Genomic DNA, 17,678 nt, shown 5'->3' with positions numbered 1-17,678 from the left:
CCCAGAGCTATCAAGTTTATGGATGTCTATGTTATCTGACTCTAATATTTCTTCTACTCTCTGTTCACTTAAGTGATTCGTAAATTTTGCAAATAACTCCTTATCAAAAGTTGTTACTATCAATTCGTCAGTAGAATCAATGTTGGAAGTCTCTTCTTCCGCATAATTGTCTTCGGGCCAATCAAAGTCACCATCATCATATTCATCCTCGATATCGTAGTCTTCATCATCATCGTCATATTCATCCTCGATATCGTAGTCTTCATCATCATCATATTCATCCTCGAATCGTAGTCTTCATCATCATCATATTCATCCTCGATATCGTAGTCTTCATCATCATCATATTCATCCTCGATATCGTAGTCATCATCATCATATTCATCCTCGATATCATAGTCTTCATCATCATTCCAAACTTCAACATGATAATACTCTCTTAAATATATACTGCAAATTTTCTCCAAATCTCCACCCATTTCGTGGTTGGAATAAAATTCGTCGGTATGCTCGACATAATAGTCCATATTCTCTTTGTCAAATATAGTCCATTCAATTCCTCTTAAATGCATTTGAATATCCTCCTAATAGTTTATTGAAATTTTAAAAAATAAAAAATCCCTCTACCAAGAGAGGGACTAAAATTGATAAACTTTACCTTTTTTCTTTGCGTATATTGCTTTTAATTCTTTGAATATCACTTCAGCATTGCCTGGTAGTAGTTGTGACAATTGCATAGGATCGCTCTCTATCCTTTTTTCTAGTAATCTATCATCCTGTTCATGAGGATACGTCAGCTGCACATAGATTTTTAATAGCAGCAGTTCGTATAATGTATCCCATTCAACCACATAGCCATCAAAGACGGGGTCGTAATTATATAGAAGATATTCACCCTCCCAAGGACCTCGTAACATTCTCACAACTCCAAAGCCAGTAGGAATGGCGTGTGCAAAATTGACATGTCCCTTCATTTTATAAAAGAAGAGGGGCCGTTCTGGCACAATATACGGTGTATGCGTAATGTGATCATGCTCATTATGGATAATATGTTGTATTATCTTTTGCTGTAATTCTTTTATCGGGTCTATATGATAGTATTCATGAGCTGAGTACAAATGGCCCTCATCATCCTCTAAAAGAAAAGAAACTATTTTAAAGTCAATGCCATCTACCAAATCGTTAGCTAATACCCAGTCTTCAATAAAATGAAATACACCATCTTTTTTCATATATTTCCTCCTAATAAAACAAACAGAAGCTACGTGATTGCACGCAGCTCCTGTTTGTTGGTAATTTAATAATTATGCTCATTATATATAGGTACACAAGAGATAGAAAATCACAGAGATAAGTGATTTTTCTATGCCTCACTATTATCTATAAATATGAAAAGGGAAAACACACACAAATCCGTGCGCCAGATACCCGCTAGAAAGAAGCACGGGGACGGGTTTCAGTTTGCCAAATGATCCAGTGGAAGCACGGGGACGGTTCTCAGTTTGCCATCAGCATGTCTGCTACCCGCTAAGATATAAGTAATAGAGTGCTAGCAAACGTAGCGAAAATGGCAGCATGAGAACCGTCCCCACTTTGCCACCCAGCCCACAGGTTAAAGTTTTATCATGTTTCCCCCGTTGATGTCGGTTTTGTAGGCTTTTGTTTCACGCACATAGCGCTCAAGTGTGTAGTCATAATACGTATTGCCGATAAGGATATAGATTGAATTGTCATACACAGCAAAATCGTCTATTCCGTAGAAGCCGAGCTCTTCCATGTTTGTGCCATCAAGATTCATGCGGTACAGTCTGTACTCTGCAATTAAATAAATGTGGTCTCCGACGATTTTGTAGGAGAAAACAGCATCTTCGAGTCCACTTGTTAAGTCTTCTTGTTGTTTCGTATTTTCATGTAATCGTATGATGTCTGATTTTGCACCGCCACCATGCCCTTTGATGAAGTAAATCCAATCGCCAACCTTCGATATAGTACTTTTTCCATTGTCACGTTCACTTGTTAATTGTACAGGGTCACCTGACTCACCTAGGAAGTATATTTGGTCGCCTTTATCGTCAGTATAGCTGTTATAATAATAGTTTTTTGGTAAAGCATATTCTTTGTATAGAGAGCCATCTAGTAAAAGCTTCGTATCTCCGATATATACGAAACGGTCTGTTACAGCAAAGTCTTCCCTAGCAGTAAATGAAAAGTAAGGTAATTTTTCTACTTTTTTTGTACTTAAATCATACTTATGAATTTCGTAAGATCCATCAATATAGTATCGATAAAATAGATAATTATCTACGAGTGCCATCTGATTCAGACCATCTTTTAAAACAATCTCTTGTTTTTTACCAGTCGTTGTATTCAGCTCATAGATTTTGTTAGATTCGATGTAAAAAACAGACGTCCCTTTTTTAGCAAAAGAATTTGCTTGTATTCTATCCTTTGTCTCTTTGCCAGCAAGTTCATCCATTAAAGAAAAGAATTTAACCTTATAGCTAAGTGGTTTAGCCTTACCGTTAATATCCTTTAAGCCCTTTACAACTACCTCATAATCTCCATCATACGCACGGTAATGAACGCCTGGATGGAAGGAGATGTTATACCCTTGTCCATAGCTTTGATAAGGATCCACTGCGAGGTACTCTCCGCTGTTATAAAAGTCGTTATCAGTGTGTGTTAATGTCCATGTTTGCCCGTCTGACTTACGAGTAACTGAAATAGTAATATCCGTTTCAGATGGTGACTGGTACATGTCAGGATCTAATGAGATAGACCATGGTTGACGTAATGATGCATACTCGGTAGGGAAATATCCTTTATTCGGATACGCCACAAACTCTTTACCAAATCCGCCACCGTTTTCTGTACTATGCGTCACTTGCATAGAGGAAACACCGTTATCAACTTTATTTGTGGCATACCCAAACCCAACTGTTTTTAGTTGTGGGTATAGAGCCCAACGGCGATGGCCTACCGACTGATAGTTTTCTTCTTCAGCATCCTCAATCCATCTTTTTACGGCATATGCTAGTGAGTGATGATCATTTCTAGTCACATAGCGTAGTGATGGCGACTTCAAATAGGCACCTTGTAAATTAGCAGTCGATAAAGAATATGATCCTGTTTTATAGAAGTCGTCTGGCATATCACTTGGTTGTTGGACCCAGTGTTCTACATAGTTTGTACTTGCCATTAATACGGCGCCGTGCTGAGCTAATTTGTTCAAGTCTGCCGTTGCCGTAACAGGTTCAAGACCTGCTAAATATCTGATGAAATTCAGTGAATTTTCACCGTCTTTTACAAATCCAGCTTGTAGTGCTCCTGTTGCATAAGGCGCTTTAATAGAAGGTACTTGCGCAAACGGATCTCCTTTAAACGTCGCTTTCGTGTTAAGGAACTTTTGTACAATATCATCTATTGTTTTTTCATTTGCTTCTTTTAAAACTAGTAAATCAGGGTTTTTTGATAATCGATATAAAATGACACAAGCCTGGGCTCTCGTGAACAGTTCATCTGGTCCATAGCTTGCTAATGTTTTGATGCCGTTACGTCCTGTTGAGATGCCGTACTGATACATGAACGCAACTGCGTCTTCTTGAGATACGATTTTTCCACCAGTCGCAGCCGCTAATACTTTTGCAACTGTTCCTCTTGTAACAAAGGCATTTTTCGTCGTATTAGATGTGTATCCTTTCAATGGTAGATTATAAGTTTTTAAATGATTGTATAATGGCTGTGCCCAATGCTCCTCAGCTTGTGCAGGTTTAATATGTCCCTTTTGACCAAAAAAGTTGACCAGCATAGATACAAACTGCGCCTCCGTTAATGTCCCACTATGTTTAAAGGTACCATTGTAGCCTTTGACATACCCTTTCGAAGCAGCCCATTCAATCTCCTGGTATGCCCAGAAGTCACTTGGCACATCCTCAAAAGCTTGTGCACTAGCCACGATTGGCAGCTGAGAGAACAAAAGTAAAAAAACAATAAAACTACTAAAAATCTTTCTCATGTCTTTCCCCCTATAGTTGTGTTGCAAATATGTAATAATTTCAGATTATACCAGAATTATGTAGAATTATGTAGAATTTTCTTATAAAGGAAGCATGGGGACGGTTCTCAGTTTGCCAACGAGTGAACCGTTCTCGTTACATATAAGGTGACAGGCCCTCGCTCGCTGTTCAAATGGCAGCATGAGAACCGTCCCCACTTTGCCAAATTACTTACAGAAAACTGTAATTTTATATAAATCTATTGTTTTCTCGTATAATGGATAGAATAATAAGGATATAGAGGGTGAAGCAAACAAATGGGGGATGTATGTGATTAAGCAACAGTTTTTCTTGAATGATAAGGAAATGTTACGAATCTATCATCATGGCTTTGATGATTATCCGAAAGAGCGGCTTTTACGAGAGTATGCTTCAATAGATGAAAACCGAATCGAGTTTAAGGAAATGTGGATTGAAAATATACAAAGGGAAGAAATCCTCTATGACACCGTGACAAACGGATTTCTTCATGCTGACCATGTTAAAAATCCATATGGGACGCTTTGCTGTGAGTATCAAGAGTTTATTGTCTATCAAAAGAATCATCTAATAGAGAATGGGCAAATTGCTCAAATAGCTTCATTTAGAGGTATTTGTGAATTTGTGAAAAAATGGTCTGGCTTTAATCTGAAACAGTCCCCTTTTTCCATTCAAAATGTTCTTGTTTTTTCACCAACGAACATTCTTTTAGAAAAGAACCTTTATCCTAATAATGAAAGAATAATAGAACTGAGCTTACAGCATAATGGGTATGAAGAATTGACTTGTGTGGCAAAGTTTAAGCACCATCAGCAAATAGTTAGTACAAGGATAGTACCTATTAAAGAAAAACATATACCAATTGAATCACGATATGAATGGAGTAGTGTTGACATTGAGTTGTATGCACAGGATCAGTTAGTGTATGCAGACTATGATGCATCCTTCATTAAATCGATTCACATTGATATGGGGATTACCACTAAACAAGTCGATATGCCGCTTCCAAGAGCGGGCAAATCAGTTACACTTGAGCAAGTTGTTTCTGAACAGATAAGAGTGGGAGAGTCCGCTATCTCAAAAGAAATGCAATCTTATCAATATCAGGAGGAGTTGCTAAAAAGTCAGATTAATGCGAACAAAAGGTTTGAGTTCATTACAAAAGGACAATATGAGCGGGGATTAGATATATTTACTGAGATTGCAGCAACAAGGGGATATAAGGAGCTATGGGTGTTTGATCCCTACTTTTCGACCTTTAGTACAGCAGGTGGAAAATCAAGACTAAATGATATTATTACGGTACTTGGAAAAAACTTAAATCTTCAGAAGAACATTGTTTTTGAAACAAACGAAGCAGATTGCGAGCAAACATTTAGAGACTTTAAAGCTGCTATCCACGAAACAGTTCACAAGCTAAAGAAAAGAGATGTGTCAATGAAGTTTACATTTTATGGCACGAGAGAGCATTTTCATGATCGGTTCATTTTTTTAAAGAATGAACATCGATTACAAGCATTTTTACTCGGTACATCTTTCAATTCCTTTGGTGATAACTATTCAACAATTATAGAGATGGAGCCATTAGATGGCAGAATGGTGTTCGAAACGTTAGTGGGGAACTTGCTAGATCCAACACACCTTATTTTATCTGAGGATCTTTCATGATTGTCTCTCAAGAAGCTGCTATTAAATCATTTCTATCCCATCATCTTGCTCCATTTTCACCTGGTGGGAATTATGCGGTTGTAATGATAGATCCTTACTTTGGTGGACGTAATGTCACTTTACAACTACGTGTTGAAGCGTACATAAATTATATCTTTCAAGCTCTACCAAACCCTAATATCATTTGGTTTTACAGTAAAATGAATAGCTTTGGGGCGGCAAGTCCTCAAGGTGTATCATCCATTGACTTATCAAGGCAAGGCATTGCAATCCACGACCGGTTTCTATTTTTGTATGATGGTAATAGGCAGCAATTTGTTGGACATTTCCACCTTGGTGGCTCTGTAAACAGCTTTGATATTAATGGTAATCAGTCAATTTCTATGATGCGATTATCTGTCCTTCAGCATGATGAAGTTCGTGATTTGGGGCAGCTACTGCAACAACTGGAACTTATATATGTACGGGAAACAACATATTCGAATTGGGGGTGCTAACACTTGCAGGAGAAGATTCAAGAAATGGCAGAGCTTATTAATAATAAATCTACAGGCTGGTATATTCTAAAATCTGACTTCGAGCAAATTCTTGGCAAAGAATCTGTACAGGAGTTGCTTAATGAGTTTGAGAAACAGCTTAATACACTTCCTAAGGGTAAGCAACCACACTACAGTTTAATCTTTTACCTGGCTATACTCATTGTACGAAGCGACGATGATGATTTCCAGCGGTTAGCTGACATGGTAAGCGACAAGAAAAGCTATCGACTTATGAAAAAGGGGCTAGAGATTTTTCTGTCTGCAAAATCACCACAGTTGAAATATGAAGGTACACTGCTTGAACATCGTTATAAAAATAAGTATGAGTTCGTTAATTTCTTTAGCGGTTTTGTACCTGACTATGAAATTGATTTAAGAGGGTATTTACTGTTGCTTGAGCTTATTTATTATGAGAATAAACAGAGCTTTTGGGAGTTAATGAGTTGCGACCGACAAAATCTTGTAGTGCTATGCATTCTTTTGAATGGACATTTGATGTTTGAAAATGAGGAATTACTTCCATTCTTGCTTTCTGAGGATGAGGTCAAGGCAAACGGCGCGTTATTTTGTATCATGAATCAGTTTTCCTACCTAGTAAGAAAATATCAACATACGCAATCAGAAGAAAATGCCGGCCTTTTGCAAGAGGAAGTTAGTACAATTGAAGCGATGTTTCAAAAGCTTCCAGAAGAACGACGTGTCCACTTTATAGTGAACTATCTTATAGAAGAAAACGCCTATCCTAATTTTTTTGCAGAGGAATTGAAAAGTGTAGGTTCAGACGCAGCGGTAAAAGAAGTGAAAAAACAGGACCTAACGAATCTATTAAAGCTAATTAGACTTGAGGAACTGATAAAAATTTTACAAACGGATGATATAGAAGAAGTTTTTGCAAAGCACTTTATGAATTGGGTGCAAACGGATGCGAATCCATATATTTGGGACAGTGCTAAACAAACGGTCTATGATATCTATTCACTTATGAAAGAACATACAACAAAAGAAATAAAATCTAACTTGGCCGCTTATCAAGCCAATCTATTCATTACATCCTTTGACCGTCAAATTCGATATAGCCTCTATTTAAAAGACCAAGGAAAAGAACAAGTAATAAAAGACATCCTCACTTAGGAAGCATGGGGACGGTTCTCGGTCTGCCAAAGTAGTGAAAGATTAAGATTGGCAGGGAAAAGAAGTCGCGGTATGATTTGATTTTTTCTGCCACGCACCTTGCTAGAAGATATAGACCGCACGCCTGACCCAGCTAGGATAAAGCAATAGAGTGATAGCTTAGGGCTAACAGAATAGTGGGTTTCTGTTGCTTTCCCACGCTAGGATAAAGTAACAAAGTGCTAGTAGAGTGCTAGCATAGCGAATGTTCCTTGTGACAGTCTCACGCTAGGATTAAGTGTCAAAGTACTAGCAGCGAATGTATACTGACAATGAATATGCTAAAATCCGAAACGCTGAACAAAGCTCTTTAATTGTAAACTCTTGATTTTTTATATGTAAGCAAGACACCAAACTTTCTTTAGACATAAAAATACTCCCCAAAAGATAAGACGGATAGTTATTACTTTATCTGTTTACCAAAGGGGAGTATGGTCATAGTGAATTAGACACTATCTTTTTTATTAAAAACTGTTGTGCAGTTTCTTCCATTTGATTTTGATTGATACAGAGCTGTATCCGCACGTTGTATCACAGGGATAGGAGAGTCATCGGTTTGCAAATATTGGGCTATACCGATTGATATCGTGATATGCTTGCCTGCTGCAATCGGAGTCTCAGCAATCGTAAGACGTAAATGTTCAGCAATAGCAACCACTTCATTCAGTTCTCTATCTCGGATCAATATACTAAACTCTTCTCCTCCGTAACGGAAACATAGATTTTTATCATCAGCTATGGTGAGTAAATACTTCCCCAACAGCTTAATAACATCATCTCCTACTAGATGGCCATACGTATCATTAATTTTTTTAAAATGGTCAATATCAATCATAACAAGGTAAAAAGAAGACCGATAATTAGCCCACTCTTTAATGATATAGTCAAATGTAGTTCGGTTGGTTAGCCCTGTAAGTCCATCCATTTGAATTTGATCACTCAGTAAATTGTAATAATGAATCATGTGGTCATACAGCTGACGAATTTCAGTGATAGAAAGGTGAACATTATCATTTTTAATTGATATTTCCTTTCTCATAGAGAGATCGTCTTCTGCCATTTTTTTCAATGATTCTGAAGCCCATCTAATAGGTTTTATGATAGCTTTGTTGAAATATAGATAAACCATCATACACAGAATGATAGAAATGACGACGATACTCACTAAGGTGCTAAATACAATGCGCTTAACTACATTCGCTTCGCTTCTCTTTTCGGCTAACCGAATCTCTTCTAAGTTTTTGACTTCGTTAATTAACTCACCAATCTTCTTTTTCGTTTCATTGATAGATTCGTAGGATTGAAGCTCTGAATCTGCATTTAAATTTCCACTGGAAGCCAATTTTAAATTTAATCCATATATCATCTCTCGTTTTTCATATAGCCATGTTTGTAAAAGAGAATCAAGTTGATCTACCAACGCCTGTTGTTTAGGACGTCCCGAAACGTATTCTCGGTAGGAATGGATAGCTTGTGTAATCTCTTCCTCAGACTGCCATAATATAGACTGGACATCTTTAGACACAAACTCTCCGTTATGAATAAGTTGTGTACCTGTTTCTATTTCTGTCAACGAAACATGGTCTATTATTACATGATGTCTTCCATAAACCGGCTTATTGGGTAAGTTTCCAAGAGCGAAGACTAAATGAGTTAACGCATCCGTTGTATCTTCCATTTCGAAATACACTGTATGAGTTTGCATTTTGTTCGTCAATTCGACTATTTCAGTGTGATACCTATAATAGTCGACGCTATTTTGGAATAACAATTCAATGAATCGATCCGTTGAAGACTTGCCATCAAAAGAAAGTTTATACCTTTTATTTTGATTAAGCGTAAACGATCCTTGTATTACTTGAACGGACCATGGAAACTGATTTCCAACATTAAAAATATCCACATTTAATTGTTGATTCTCCATGTCAAAGAAAGCCAGTGCCCCCATGCTTCCATCCACATAACTTTTCCAGTTATCACCGGAATAATGCACTCGAATATCTCCTTCTACCTTTGTCATCGAGTCTTCAATATTTTTCATCTGCATAAGCACTTTGTATGAGACTTCTGACAACTCATTGACCTTATTTAACCGTTCTATACCAATAATAGAACTGCCTCCGATTATAAACATCAAAGCAAGAATGAGGCTGAATGCAGCTATCACAGCTCTACTAATATTTTTTGTAAATGGTCTTAAAAAGGTACTAATATTACGTTTCATAGAATCCCTCTTTTGTGTTAACCTGTTCATCTCTGTCAAAACTCAAGAAAAAGTGTAAGCTCTTTGGTCAGACCTTGAGCTGAATAGTTTTCGAAATGAAGATTTTTTCCAAACTTATTTAACAAGAAAAACCTAATCCATTAAATAATAAACTTACGTTGACAATGATGGATTCTGTATGTGATACATGTTTATAGGAACTAGATACGTTCTTTTAAAAGTCGAAACTTTAAATAAAGCGCTACCATAGTTTTTGTTATTTAATAACCTATTAGAAGTGCTCCATAAGTTCAAAAATTTGTTTCTGCGCAAGAGCCTCAAATTTCAATATAGCATATAAAAGTTGATATAACATAGATTTTTCTATACAAATGAGTAAAAGGTAATTCAGCACTCTGGAAGCATGGGGACGGTTCTCAGTTTGCCAAAAGGGTTGTCTGTCACGTGCTAGAGTAAAGTAGCAAATTACTAGCAGGCGCAGCCAAACGGCAGCATGAGAACCGTCCCCACTTTGCCAACTCATTTACGGGCAATAAGCGAAACCACTAGACTAGAAAGGTACTTCTTACGCGAGATAATATTAAATCCATATTTTTCGATTAGTTCCTCTGGATTTCTGTTAAGGTGGCAGCCATCAGCAATAGTTTTCCAAGCTGGTGTTAACAGATGCTGCAATCCAGCAAGTACAGGCTGCTCCATTTTAACATGCTCTAAAACAAGCAGTTTTCCATTCGGTTTAAGAACTCTTTTGCACTCTTGTATCACTTGCTCCATGTTATCAACAGAACAAAGCACGAGAGTTATGACAATGGTATCGAAGTATTGGTCCGTGAAAGGGAGCTTCTCCGCCTTGCTTTCGATTAGTTGAATCGGCACACTTGCCTGCTTCTGTCGAACAATCGATTTCTCAATCATGTGTGGATTGGGCTCAATAGCGATAACTTTCTCACAGTTTCTGTATAAAGGGAAATTAATCCCCGTTCCTCCACCAATCTCAAGAACTCTACCTTCTGCATGTTTTAATAACTTTTTTCGCCAAGCGGTGATATATCTTTTTTCTAAAGGTGCCATCACTTTATCATAATAATTTGCGAATGATCTTGCCATTGATCGAGACCTCCGTTCTTGTGACGCGTGGGTTTGCTTGATAGAAAGTATATCAAGGTAATCAAGTTATTGATATAATTATATATAAAAAGGGAGGAAATACGATGCTAGAGGATTTGAAAAGCATTTTAGATTATGTCGGTAAACAATTTGGAGCAATACATAAGAGCGCACCCTGCAATTATAATGGCGAGAAGGGTTTTTTAGTTTGGGATTATGTTCTATTTAATGAAATCACATTTGTGAATGAAAAAACAAAAGAATACCAATCCCTGTTTACAAGCTGGAGTGACTCAAAAACTGAAGAGGAATTTAATAGACTGTTAGAACTTTCTAAGAAAAGTACAAGGTCTGACCACAATCCTATCCAGAGAATAAAAGAACTAAAGGAACTATTAGATATGGGAGCCATCAGTGAAAAGGAATTTGAGAAAAAAAAGAAAGAACTACTAGAAGAAGTTTAGGCAACATGGGGACGGTTCTCAGTCTGCCAAAGAAGGAAGTATGGGGACGGTTCTCACTCTGCCAAAGAGGGAAGTATGAGGACGAATCGAGAGAACCGACAAAGACATAGTTTTTTCGATTCAACTTAATATTGACGGTATATAGGTACAAAGAAGAAGTTAATCAATGGCATAAACATGTTGATTAGGCTCTCTTATTCTGATCTGTTCCTTTGTATCGGTCTCACATGGTTCTCGTACTGCCTACTCATGTAGTAGATAGGAAGCAAGAGAACCGTCCCCGTGCATCATTGAGATGAGGGAGTCTTAGGACTGAGCTGCATGCTACTGCCCACAGTTATGACAGTATTTTATACCTGGACTTAGATCAAACCTATGAAAATTAAAACAGCGCTTTTTCAAGCCTGCACAAAAGTAGAGCTTCTTAGTATACACAGAAAAATTGGGGGTTTAAAATGAAAAAGATTATTTTTGGTATTGTTTTGTTTCTACTATTTACACCTTTTAAAGTGACTTTCGCTGATGGTGGCCTAGAATTAAAACAACTATTTTTAACTGACGTACAACTTGAATCAATAGCATGGAACGAAGCTAATACCATTGTTGCGAGTGGACAAAATATGCTATATGTATCAAATGACAACGGAAAGACTTGGAATGAAGTTTTACTGGAGGAAAGTATCCAAGTTCAAATGTGGGACGGTCATCAGTTCATAGCGGCTAACAGTTATAATGGTGAATTATTAGTATCTAAAAACGGATATGACTGGGAGAGTGTTTTCAAACCAGGTTCCTCTGATGATTATTGGTGGCAAACAATAGAAAAGGTGAATAATAGATATATTGCATCTGCTGTAATATTTAAGAGTGATGGATCGAGCAACGAGATACTTGAATCCGAAGACTTACGACATTGGAACGAAGTTAAAACCATCGTCGACAAGAGTTTAAGTGAAGATGATCAATATGCGGCTAGCATTAAGTTGGGTACTGTTGTTTATACTGTTGCTACCAACGGTAAAATGACGCTTATAGGTGGACACCACGGAAGAATGATCTACACCAATCAAAACCAACAATGGGTGGAAAGACCTTTAACTTCTGGTTTTCCAGACTATTATGTTATGACCGATGCACAAAAAAAGGATGAGTTTAATCGTAATGGATTCATCAATAAAATTTATTGGAATGGAAAAGAGTTTATTGCGATTGTTAACAACGTGTTTTCTCCGGACTCTGGCATTTATTCTTCATCAAATGGTGTTACATGGAAACAGGTTGGTCAATTACCACCTACAACAGAGGTGGAAAAAGTTATCCCTACGGATATAGGAATCTTCGTAATAGGTGCTGCTCATATAAATAACAGCCCGTATGTTCCCTCTTTTATTAGTTTTTCAACCGACTATAAAAATTGGAGTACTCATATGTTTCCTATCCAAGGAGATATTGTATATGACGCTATCTGGAATGGAAATGAACTTCTGGCAGTTGGAACAAAAGGCGTTTATCAAGTGAAGCCAACACCTGAAAAAGTTTATTTTGATTTCAAAAAAGGAGATTATTGGTCAGACGATATGGCCTGGGCCATTGATAACAAATTAATCAGTGGATATAAGAATGTACTTATCTCAAGTGGTAAAACTGGGAATTTACTAAAGCCCTATAACACTCTAACAGAAGCACAAGCATTGACTGTAATGTATCGCTATTTTGATCCAGTAGAGTTGAAGAATAATAACACCTCTTCATCTTGGTGGGCAGCAAAAGCATACCAATTGGCAAATAGAGACGGCTTACAACCTCATGGTAGTGTTACCAGTACGAATGTAGGAGATAGTGGCATCACGCGAGGAACATTTGCTAAGTTTATAGCAACCAAACATTTCGGTGAAGCTGTTAGTATAGAAGATGCCATTGCATTCATGTATGAGGCAGGGATTACAACTGGATATCCAGACGAAACAGGTATTAGCCCAATGACCTTTGAGTCTTATGGTAAAGATAAGTTGTTAAAGCGAGCACATATAGTTACGTTTATGAAACGTTATTATGATTATGCTAATAAGCATTAATACGGGGAAGATATCGCGCGCCTGACCCGAATCTTTGCACCTGACACACGCTAGGAAATGTACCAAAGTGCTAGCAGCGATTACAAGATCTGTGTGCAAAAGGATCCGATCGAACGAAGCGTGGGATGGTTCGATAGAACTGAAAAGTTAAGATTGTGGAATTTAATATTATAAACGATATAAAAAAATGAAGAGAAGCTAGTCAACTACTATAATAGTTAATTAGCTTCTCTTTTTATAATCTGCACTTTCTCACCGCTCTCGGATGGTTCTCGTACTTCCTGCTCGTAAGATGGAAGTGCGGGGACGGTTCTCAGTCTGCCAAGTCCGTTATATTCATTGATTTTACTCGATACCAAGATGAAATAACTATTTCACAATGCAAAATATCATATATGGATATGCGTTTCTACGCACCTGACACTGCTAGAATAAAGTTAGAGGCGTGTTGAAGTAAGCGAGAAATCATAAATACTATAGCCTCCCGTTATGAAGGTAAACAGGGTGATTCTTTATGCTGCATTATGAGTTCCTTCTATATTATATGCCTCATTATCTGGTGGTCAATTTTCATCTTCGATTATTCACGTTTTAATCCCCATCTCCATGGAAGAGATGACCAGAAAACATTGGAATATTTTGTGGTGTGAATTATTATTATAAGAACTAGAACTTTTAAACATGAAGGAGCACAGCAATTGCACCCTATGAAAACCAAGGTTTTATTTTATAAACAGAAATTACATTCCTATTTTCCTTGGATGTTAGTTTTGATATGGATGGTTCTAATATTCAACCTATCTGCACAACCGGCGTCACAATCTAACAGTTTAAGTAAGGGCGTTACTAAAGTAGTAGTGGAAACAGTGGATAAAGTGACATCGAAATCTGATCTAAGCATTGATACTTTAAACCACTACATAAGAAAAAACGCCCATTTCTTTATTTATCTGGTGCTGGCCGTATTGGTTCTTAATGCTTTACGCGCTATTCCCTCTTTGTCGAAACGGAAAAGGATGCTGATCACGATAGGGATTTGTGTTTTGTATGCTATCACAGATGAAATTCATCAAACTGTTGTCCCGGGACGAGGCCCACAAATAAAAGATATTGTTATAGATAGTTTAGGGGCTGCAACAGGGATTGGGATTTATCAACTTCTGAGTCTACTTTTTAAGCCTCGCTTCTGAAACGGCAGAGTGGGGACGGTTCTGGGTCTGCCAAGTAAGTGGCGGCAGAGTGGGGACGGTTCTGGGTCTGCCAAAGAAACAAATAGAAATGGGATGGTTCTAGGTTTGTAAATTGGCTGTCGAGGGCGATGTGCAGTTTTGTCGGTGAATCGGAATCGGGTGGATTAAGCCCGCGTTCCCATAATTGTCATAGTTATAAAGGATATCTATTAAAAACGTATAGATTGTTACTTTGTGCACCATTTTTTTCAAAAGTTTCGTAGCTTGTTAACATAACAATGCTTCTGGTTTTACGAATCAATCGCTTGAAGGTGGATCTTGAAATGCTTTGCCCGATGTATTCCTTATGAATGGCATCTATCATCGATTTTATTGGCTCGTTACAGACACCTGGTACTTTAGTCGAGAAGCGAACAATCTGTTTCAACGCAATGGCCTCACTTCTTGTGAATATGTCACCATGATTAATTAACCACCAATTTAGGTGAGTAGAGAATTCCTTTGCATCGTAGAATTTGGAGTGCTTATCAAAACTATCAATTGGTCCTGCTGGTAATCTCATAATCTGACCCCCCTGTCACTAATGTTATGGTGCTGTGGGTCGGAGAAAGAGGTATTAAGGCGGGATTTTTTTCTGGGTTAGCTGTGGATCTGTTACGGCCATGATGCACCGAACAAAATTCTAAACAAGCGTTTGATTAGATGTTTGTTCGTAGTGGATGTGTAAAAGCTTCAAACCTTAGAGCAGGTAAAAGTCAAGTTCGGTGTATATCAGCGAGCGTGGCTGGTTCTATGGCTACCAATTAGCTACCTGAGTTAAAGGAGAGAGGGTATGAAAGGTCTTTGCAACCGTAACTACTAGCTCGATTAAATAGAGTTAATATACTTTCTCCTCCCCGTATTTCTTAATTGGCTTATAATCTTTGCGTATCGTAGGAATTTATCCTTATATTCATTCGATAGTTTTTGACCGGCTTGTCCTCTCAAAGTTAAGATGTACCTATCTTCAACTAACTCTCTCCAATAAGGATATTCCAGTTTCTTTTTCGTTTTTAAAGGGTATCGATCAAAAAAAGGGATGATTACTTCATATAATTGATCAATTCTTTTCACTCTAAAAATACTAGTGCCTTTTACTTGTGAAGTTTCATATCCTTGTCCTTCATGTACTTCTCCAACTCCAAGGTTATCTTTTATCCATGTTACAAAGTCTTCTGAATCTGCTCGTTGCTTGAAAACTATACCGAGAGAGTATACATTATTCTCACTAATGCTAACGTCAAATGAACCATCTCCATCAAAACATGGACTAAACTTTTTTCCGAAGATATCATCGACTTGTAATTTGATAACGGGGTTTCGTTGGAGTGAATTTCTGAGTTCTTCTTGTCTATTAATTTTATAAAGTGTTACATTTCTATATCTTAAACTTGCTGGTTTCACGATAATATTAAATTGCTCTTTTAATTTTTCACTTGCTTCTTTATATGTTAAAGCTTCTTTTAGAAGCTTCATTTCTAGTTCCTTTTGGACAGATGGTATCATCCTAATTTTACACCTCGATACTCTTTGTTTTTTGTTTTCCCTGTCTTTTGTATGGCTGATAATTTGTCCATAGCTTTAATGAAATCGTCCTGATATGTTTGAGGAATGGCCTGCCCGCTTTTGCCGCCCAATGTATATATGTACTTTTTATAAACCAAATCTTTGAATAGGCTATATTCTTTAGATTTTCTAAACATAAGTGGATATTTTTCTAATAAAGGAATAATCACTTCTTGCAAATCTATAACATTATAAACTTTGTACTCATATTCTTCTTTTTTATCATCTGCTTTATTTCTTTTTTTAGGCATAACAAGCCCAACCGTTAAGTCGGTTTGTATTTGCTTAAGTGTAGCGATATCTTCAGATTGGGATATAGAAATACCTATGTAAAAGCGATCGCCAATTGATAAATCAAATGTTCCTTCAGTCATAAAAAGCCCCCAAAAGTTGTATGCTGCATCGTCTGTTACACTTAATCTATTAGGCACACCTTTGGTTTCAAGGTGCTTTTGAAATGCATTCACTCTATCGATTTTGTAATACTTTACATTCCGATCAGAAATACAATGTCTATCTCTCCCAGTTAACTCTTGAATGTCATGAAAAGTAAGCCCACCAGAAATTAATTGTTTCTCAATCTCAACTTCTTTTGGAGATAACCCGTTTAAACGGTCAATTTTATGTAAATACTTTCTCCGTTTAGCAATTTCTTTACGACTCGTCCCCATTAAAAAACTAATCTCACGGTCACTAAAGCCATATTCAAGTAATTTCCGCTCATCTTCTATTTCTGACGTCAAAAGAATTTCTTTTTTTAACATTGTTTCAAAATCTAGTTCTGGATAATACTCTTTTAATCTTGATGTAATAGCTTTTCTATAAGTCCCAGTTACCTGAGAAATTTGGTTATAGGAAAATCCCATAAGTCTTAGTTCTTTTTCAAAACGCAGGACCTCATCAAGATTTTTCTGATCCACTTCTTTTTTAAATGCCTCATTCAGATGGTCTAGTCTATCTTGCATACTTAAAATATATCTTTGCTTATTAAGCAAATTAGCCTTTTCCTGATTAAACGTATCTACTATTTTTCTGCCTTCCTCTATGTTCATTAAAAACCCACCTATTTTCCGCCTGTTATTATCAATCTATCCATCTATCGCCTACTTTATACCGAGAACCGTGGGCCGTTTCTCGGTTTGCTAAGAAGAGGACGTGGCACCAGTTCCTTATCCGTCAAGTGGAGGAGACCGTGGCGCCCCGGTTCAGAGTCTCCTAAGATTAAGACAATCGCTTTTTATTATGATAATTAATGAACGAATTTTATTTTGGGGAGGGGAACTCAGCGGGAGGTTTTGCAAAGACAGTAACTACCGAATTTTCAACCTGTTCCAAAGAGGAGGAAAGTTTGGAGTAGGAGGTTATAAAGTAAAAGGCGGTCAAGGAGACACTGTTAAAATCGCACTAAACTAAGCTTATTAGAGGGTTAGGTACATTAATAAAAGCCATGATTGTTAGATTTTGCCTCGACTAAACATAAAATAATAGGAAATAACCATAAAAAAACTTGTATTTTAACGGCAAAATGGCAGTGGAGCTTAATGCAGGTGAGACGCATCCATTATATAATCGGAATCGCAACAAAAATTTAGCATTTTGCTG

General features: G+C 37.2%; 14 protein-coding genes. 6 read left to right on the top strand and 8 right to left on the bottom strand.

Annotated elements, in window-relative coordinates:
- Positions 1 to 119: 119 nt before the first annotated feature.
- The 3 genes from EJF36_RS21665 to EJF36_RS19160 all read right to left on the bottom strand — a co-directional run bounded on the left by EJF36_RS21665 (position 120) and on the right by EJF36_RS19160 (position 4,015).
- Positions 120 to 572: a hypothetical protein gene (locus tag EJF36_RS21665; RefSeq protein WP_185806974.1), complete on the bottom strand. Its 453-nt coding sequence runs from the start codon at positions 570 to 572 to the stop codon at positions 120 to 122.
- Between the two features lie 66 nt (positions 573 to 638).
- On the bottom strand, positions 639 to 1,232 hold the full coding sequence (locus tag EJF36_RS19165; RefSeq protein ID WP_125907836.1) for a hypothetical protein: 594 nt from the start codon (positions 1,230 to 1,232) through the stop codon (positions 639 to 641).
- Positions 1,233 to 1,612: 380 nt separating this feature from the next.
- Entirely contained in the window at positions 1,613 to 4,015 is a 2,403-nt protein-coding gene (locus EJF36_RS19160) for a CAP domain-containing protein (RefSeq protein ID WP_125907835.1), read from the bottom strand.
- Positions 4,016 to 4,325: 310 nt separating this feature from the next.
- Here EJF36_RS19160 and EJF36_RS19155 point away from each other — a divergent pair, with 310 nt between their 5' ends.
- Genes EJF36_RS19155 through EJF36_RS19145 form a run of 3 tightly spaced genes read left to right on the top strand, consistent with a single transcriptional unit; the run spans position 4,326 to position 7,372 of the window.
- Positions 4,326 to 5,702, top strand: a complete 1,377-nt coding sequence (locus EJF36_RS19155) for a VPA1262 family N-terminal domain-containing protein (protein WP_125907834.1) — start codon at positions 4,326 to 4,328, stop codon at positions 5,700 to 5,702.
- Positions 5,699 to 6,199 (top strand): hypothetical protein, encoded by a 501-nt coding sequence (locus EJF36_RS19150; protein WP_125907833.1) that lies wholly within the window; start codon positions 5,699 to 5,701, stop codon positions 6,197 to 6,199. Before EJF36_RS19155 ends, EJF36_RS19150 begins: the two co-directional genes overlap by 4 nt.
- A 3-nt stretch (positions 6,200 to 6,202) precedes the next feature.
- The gene (locus EJF36_RS19145) at positions 6,203 to 7,372 is read left to right on the top strand and encodes a hypothetical protein (RefSeq protein WP_125907832.1); all 1,170 of its coding nucleotides are present in this window, start codon (positions 6,203 to 6,205) and stop codon (positions 7,370 to 7,372) included.
- Between the two features lie 484 nt (positions 7,373 to 7,856).
- On the opposite strand, the gene EJF36_RS19140 is transcribed toward EJF36_RS19145, so the two are convergent.
- Together EJF36_RS19140 and EJF36_RS19135 are read right to left on the bottom strand one after the other, a co-directional pair.
- Positions 7,857 to 9,635: a diguanylate cyclase gene (locus EJF36_RS19140; protein WP_185806973.1), complete on the bottom strand. Its 1,779-nt coding sequence runs from the start codon at positions 9,633 to 9,635 to the stop codon at positions 7,857 to 7,859.
- A gap of 519 nt (positions 9,636 to 10,154) precedes the next feature.
- A complete protein-coding gene (locus EJF36_RS19135; RefSeq protein WP_260472001.1) occupies positions 10,155 to 10,784 on the bottom strand; it encodes a class I SAM-dependent methyltransferase in 630 nt (209 codons plus the stop codon).
- Positions 10,785 to 10,846: 62 nt separating this feature from the next.
- Between EJF36_RS19135 and EJF36_RS19130 the strand changes: the two genes are divergently transcribed.
- The 3 genes from EJF36_RS19130 to EJF36_RS19120 all read left to right on the top strand — a co-directional run bounded on the left by EJF36_RS19130 (position 10,847) and on the right by EJF36_RS19120 (position 14,471).
- Complete coding sequence (locus EJF36_RS19130; RefSeq protein ID WP_125907829.1) at positions 10,847 to 11,206, top strand: SHOCT domain-containing protein; 360 nt, start codon at positions 10,847 to 10,849, stop codon at positions 11,204 to 11,206.
- 455 nt (positions 11,207 to 11,661) lie between these two features.
- Positions 11,662 to 13,281: a beta propeller repeat protein gene (locus tag EJF36_RS19125; RefSeq protein WP_125907828.1), complete on the top strand. Its 1,620-nt coding sequence runs from the start codon at positions 11,662 to 11,664 to the stop codon at positions 13,279 to 13,281.
- A gap of 707 nt (positions 13,282 to 13,988) precedes the next feature.
- Positions 13,989 to 14,471, top strand: a complete 483-nt coding sequence (locus tag EJF36_RS19120; RefSeq protein WP_185807033.1) for a VanZ family protein — start codon at positions 13,989 to 13,991, stop codon at positions 14,469 to 14,471.
- A gap of 193 nt (positions 14,472 to 14,664) precedes the next feature.
- Here EJF36_RS19120 and EJF36_RS19115 read toward each other — a convergent pair whose 3' ends face one another.
- The 3 genes from EJF36_RS19115 to EJF36_RS19105 all read right to left on the bottom strand — a co-directional run bounded on the left by EJF36_RS19115 (position 14,665) and on the right by EJF36_RS19105 (position 17,128).
- Positions 14,665 to 15,033: a hypothetical protein gene (locus tag EJF36_RS19115; protein ID WP_125907827.1), complete on the bottom strand. Its 369-nt coding sequence runs from the start codon at positions 15,031 to 15,033 to the stop codon at positions 14,665 to 14,667.
- A 305-nt stretch (positions 15,034 to 15,338) separates the two neighbouring features.
- On the bottom strand, positions 15,339 to 16,016 hold the full coding sequence (locus EJF36_RS19110) for an LAGLIDADG family homing endonuclease (RefSeq protein WP_125907826.1): 678 nt from the start codon (positions 16,014 to 16,016) through the stop codon (positions 15,339 to 15,341).
- On the bottom strand, positions 16,013 to 17,128 hold the full coding sequence (locus EJF36_RS19105) for an LAGLIDADG family homing endonuclease (RefSeq protein WP_125907825.1): 1,116 nt from the start codon (positions 17,126 to 17,128) through the stop codon (positions 16,013 to 16,015). The genes EJF36_RS19110 and EJF36_RS19105 overlap by 4 nt, the downstream gene beginning before the upstream one ends.
- Positions 17,129 to 17,678 lie beyond the last annotated feature (550 nt).

The sequence above is a fragment of the Bacillus sp. HMF5848 genome, assembly GCF_003944835.1.
Classification (GTDB): Bacteria; Bacillota; Bacilli; order Bacillales; family HMF5848; genus HMF5848.
Note: the sequence above shows the minus strand (reverse complement) of the source record. Positions and strands in the feature narration are given on the sequence as shown.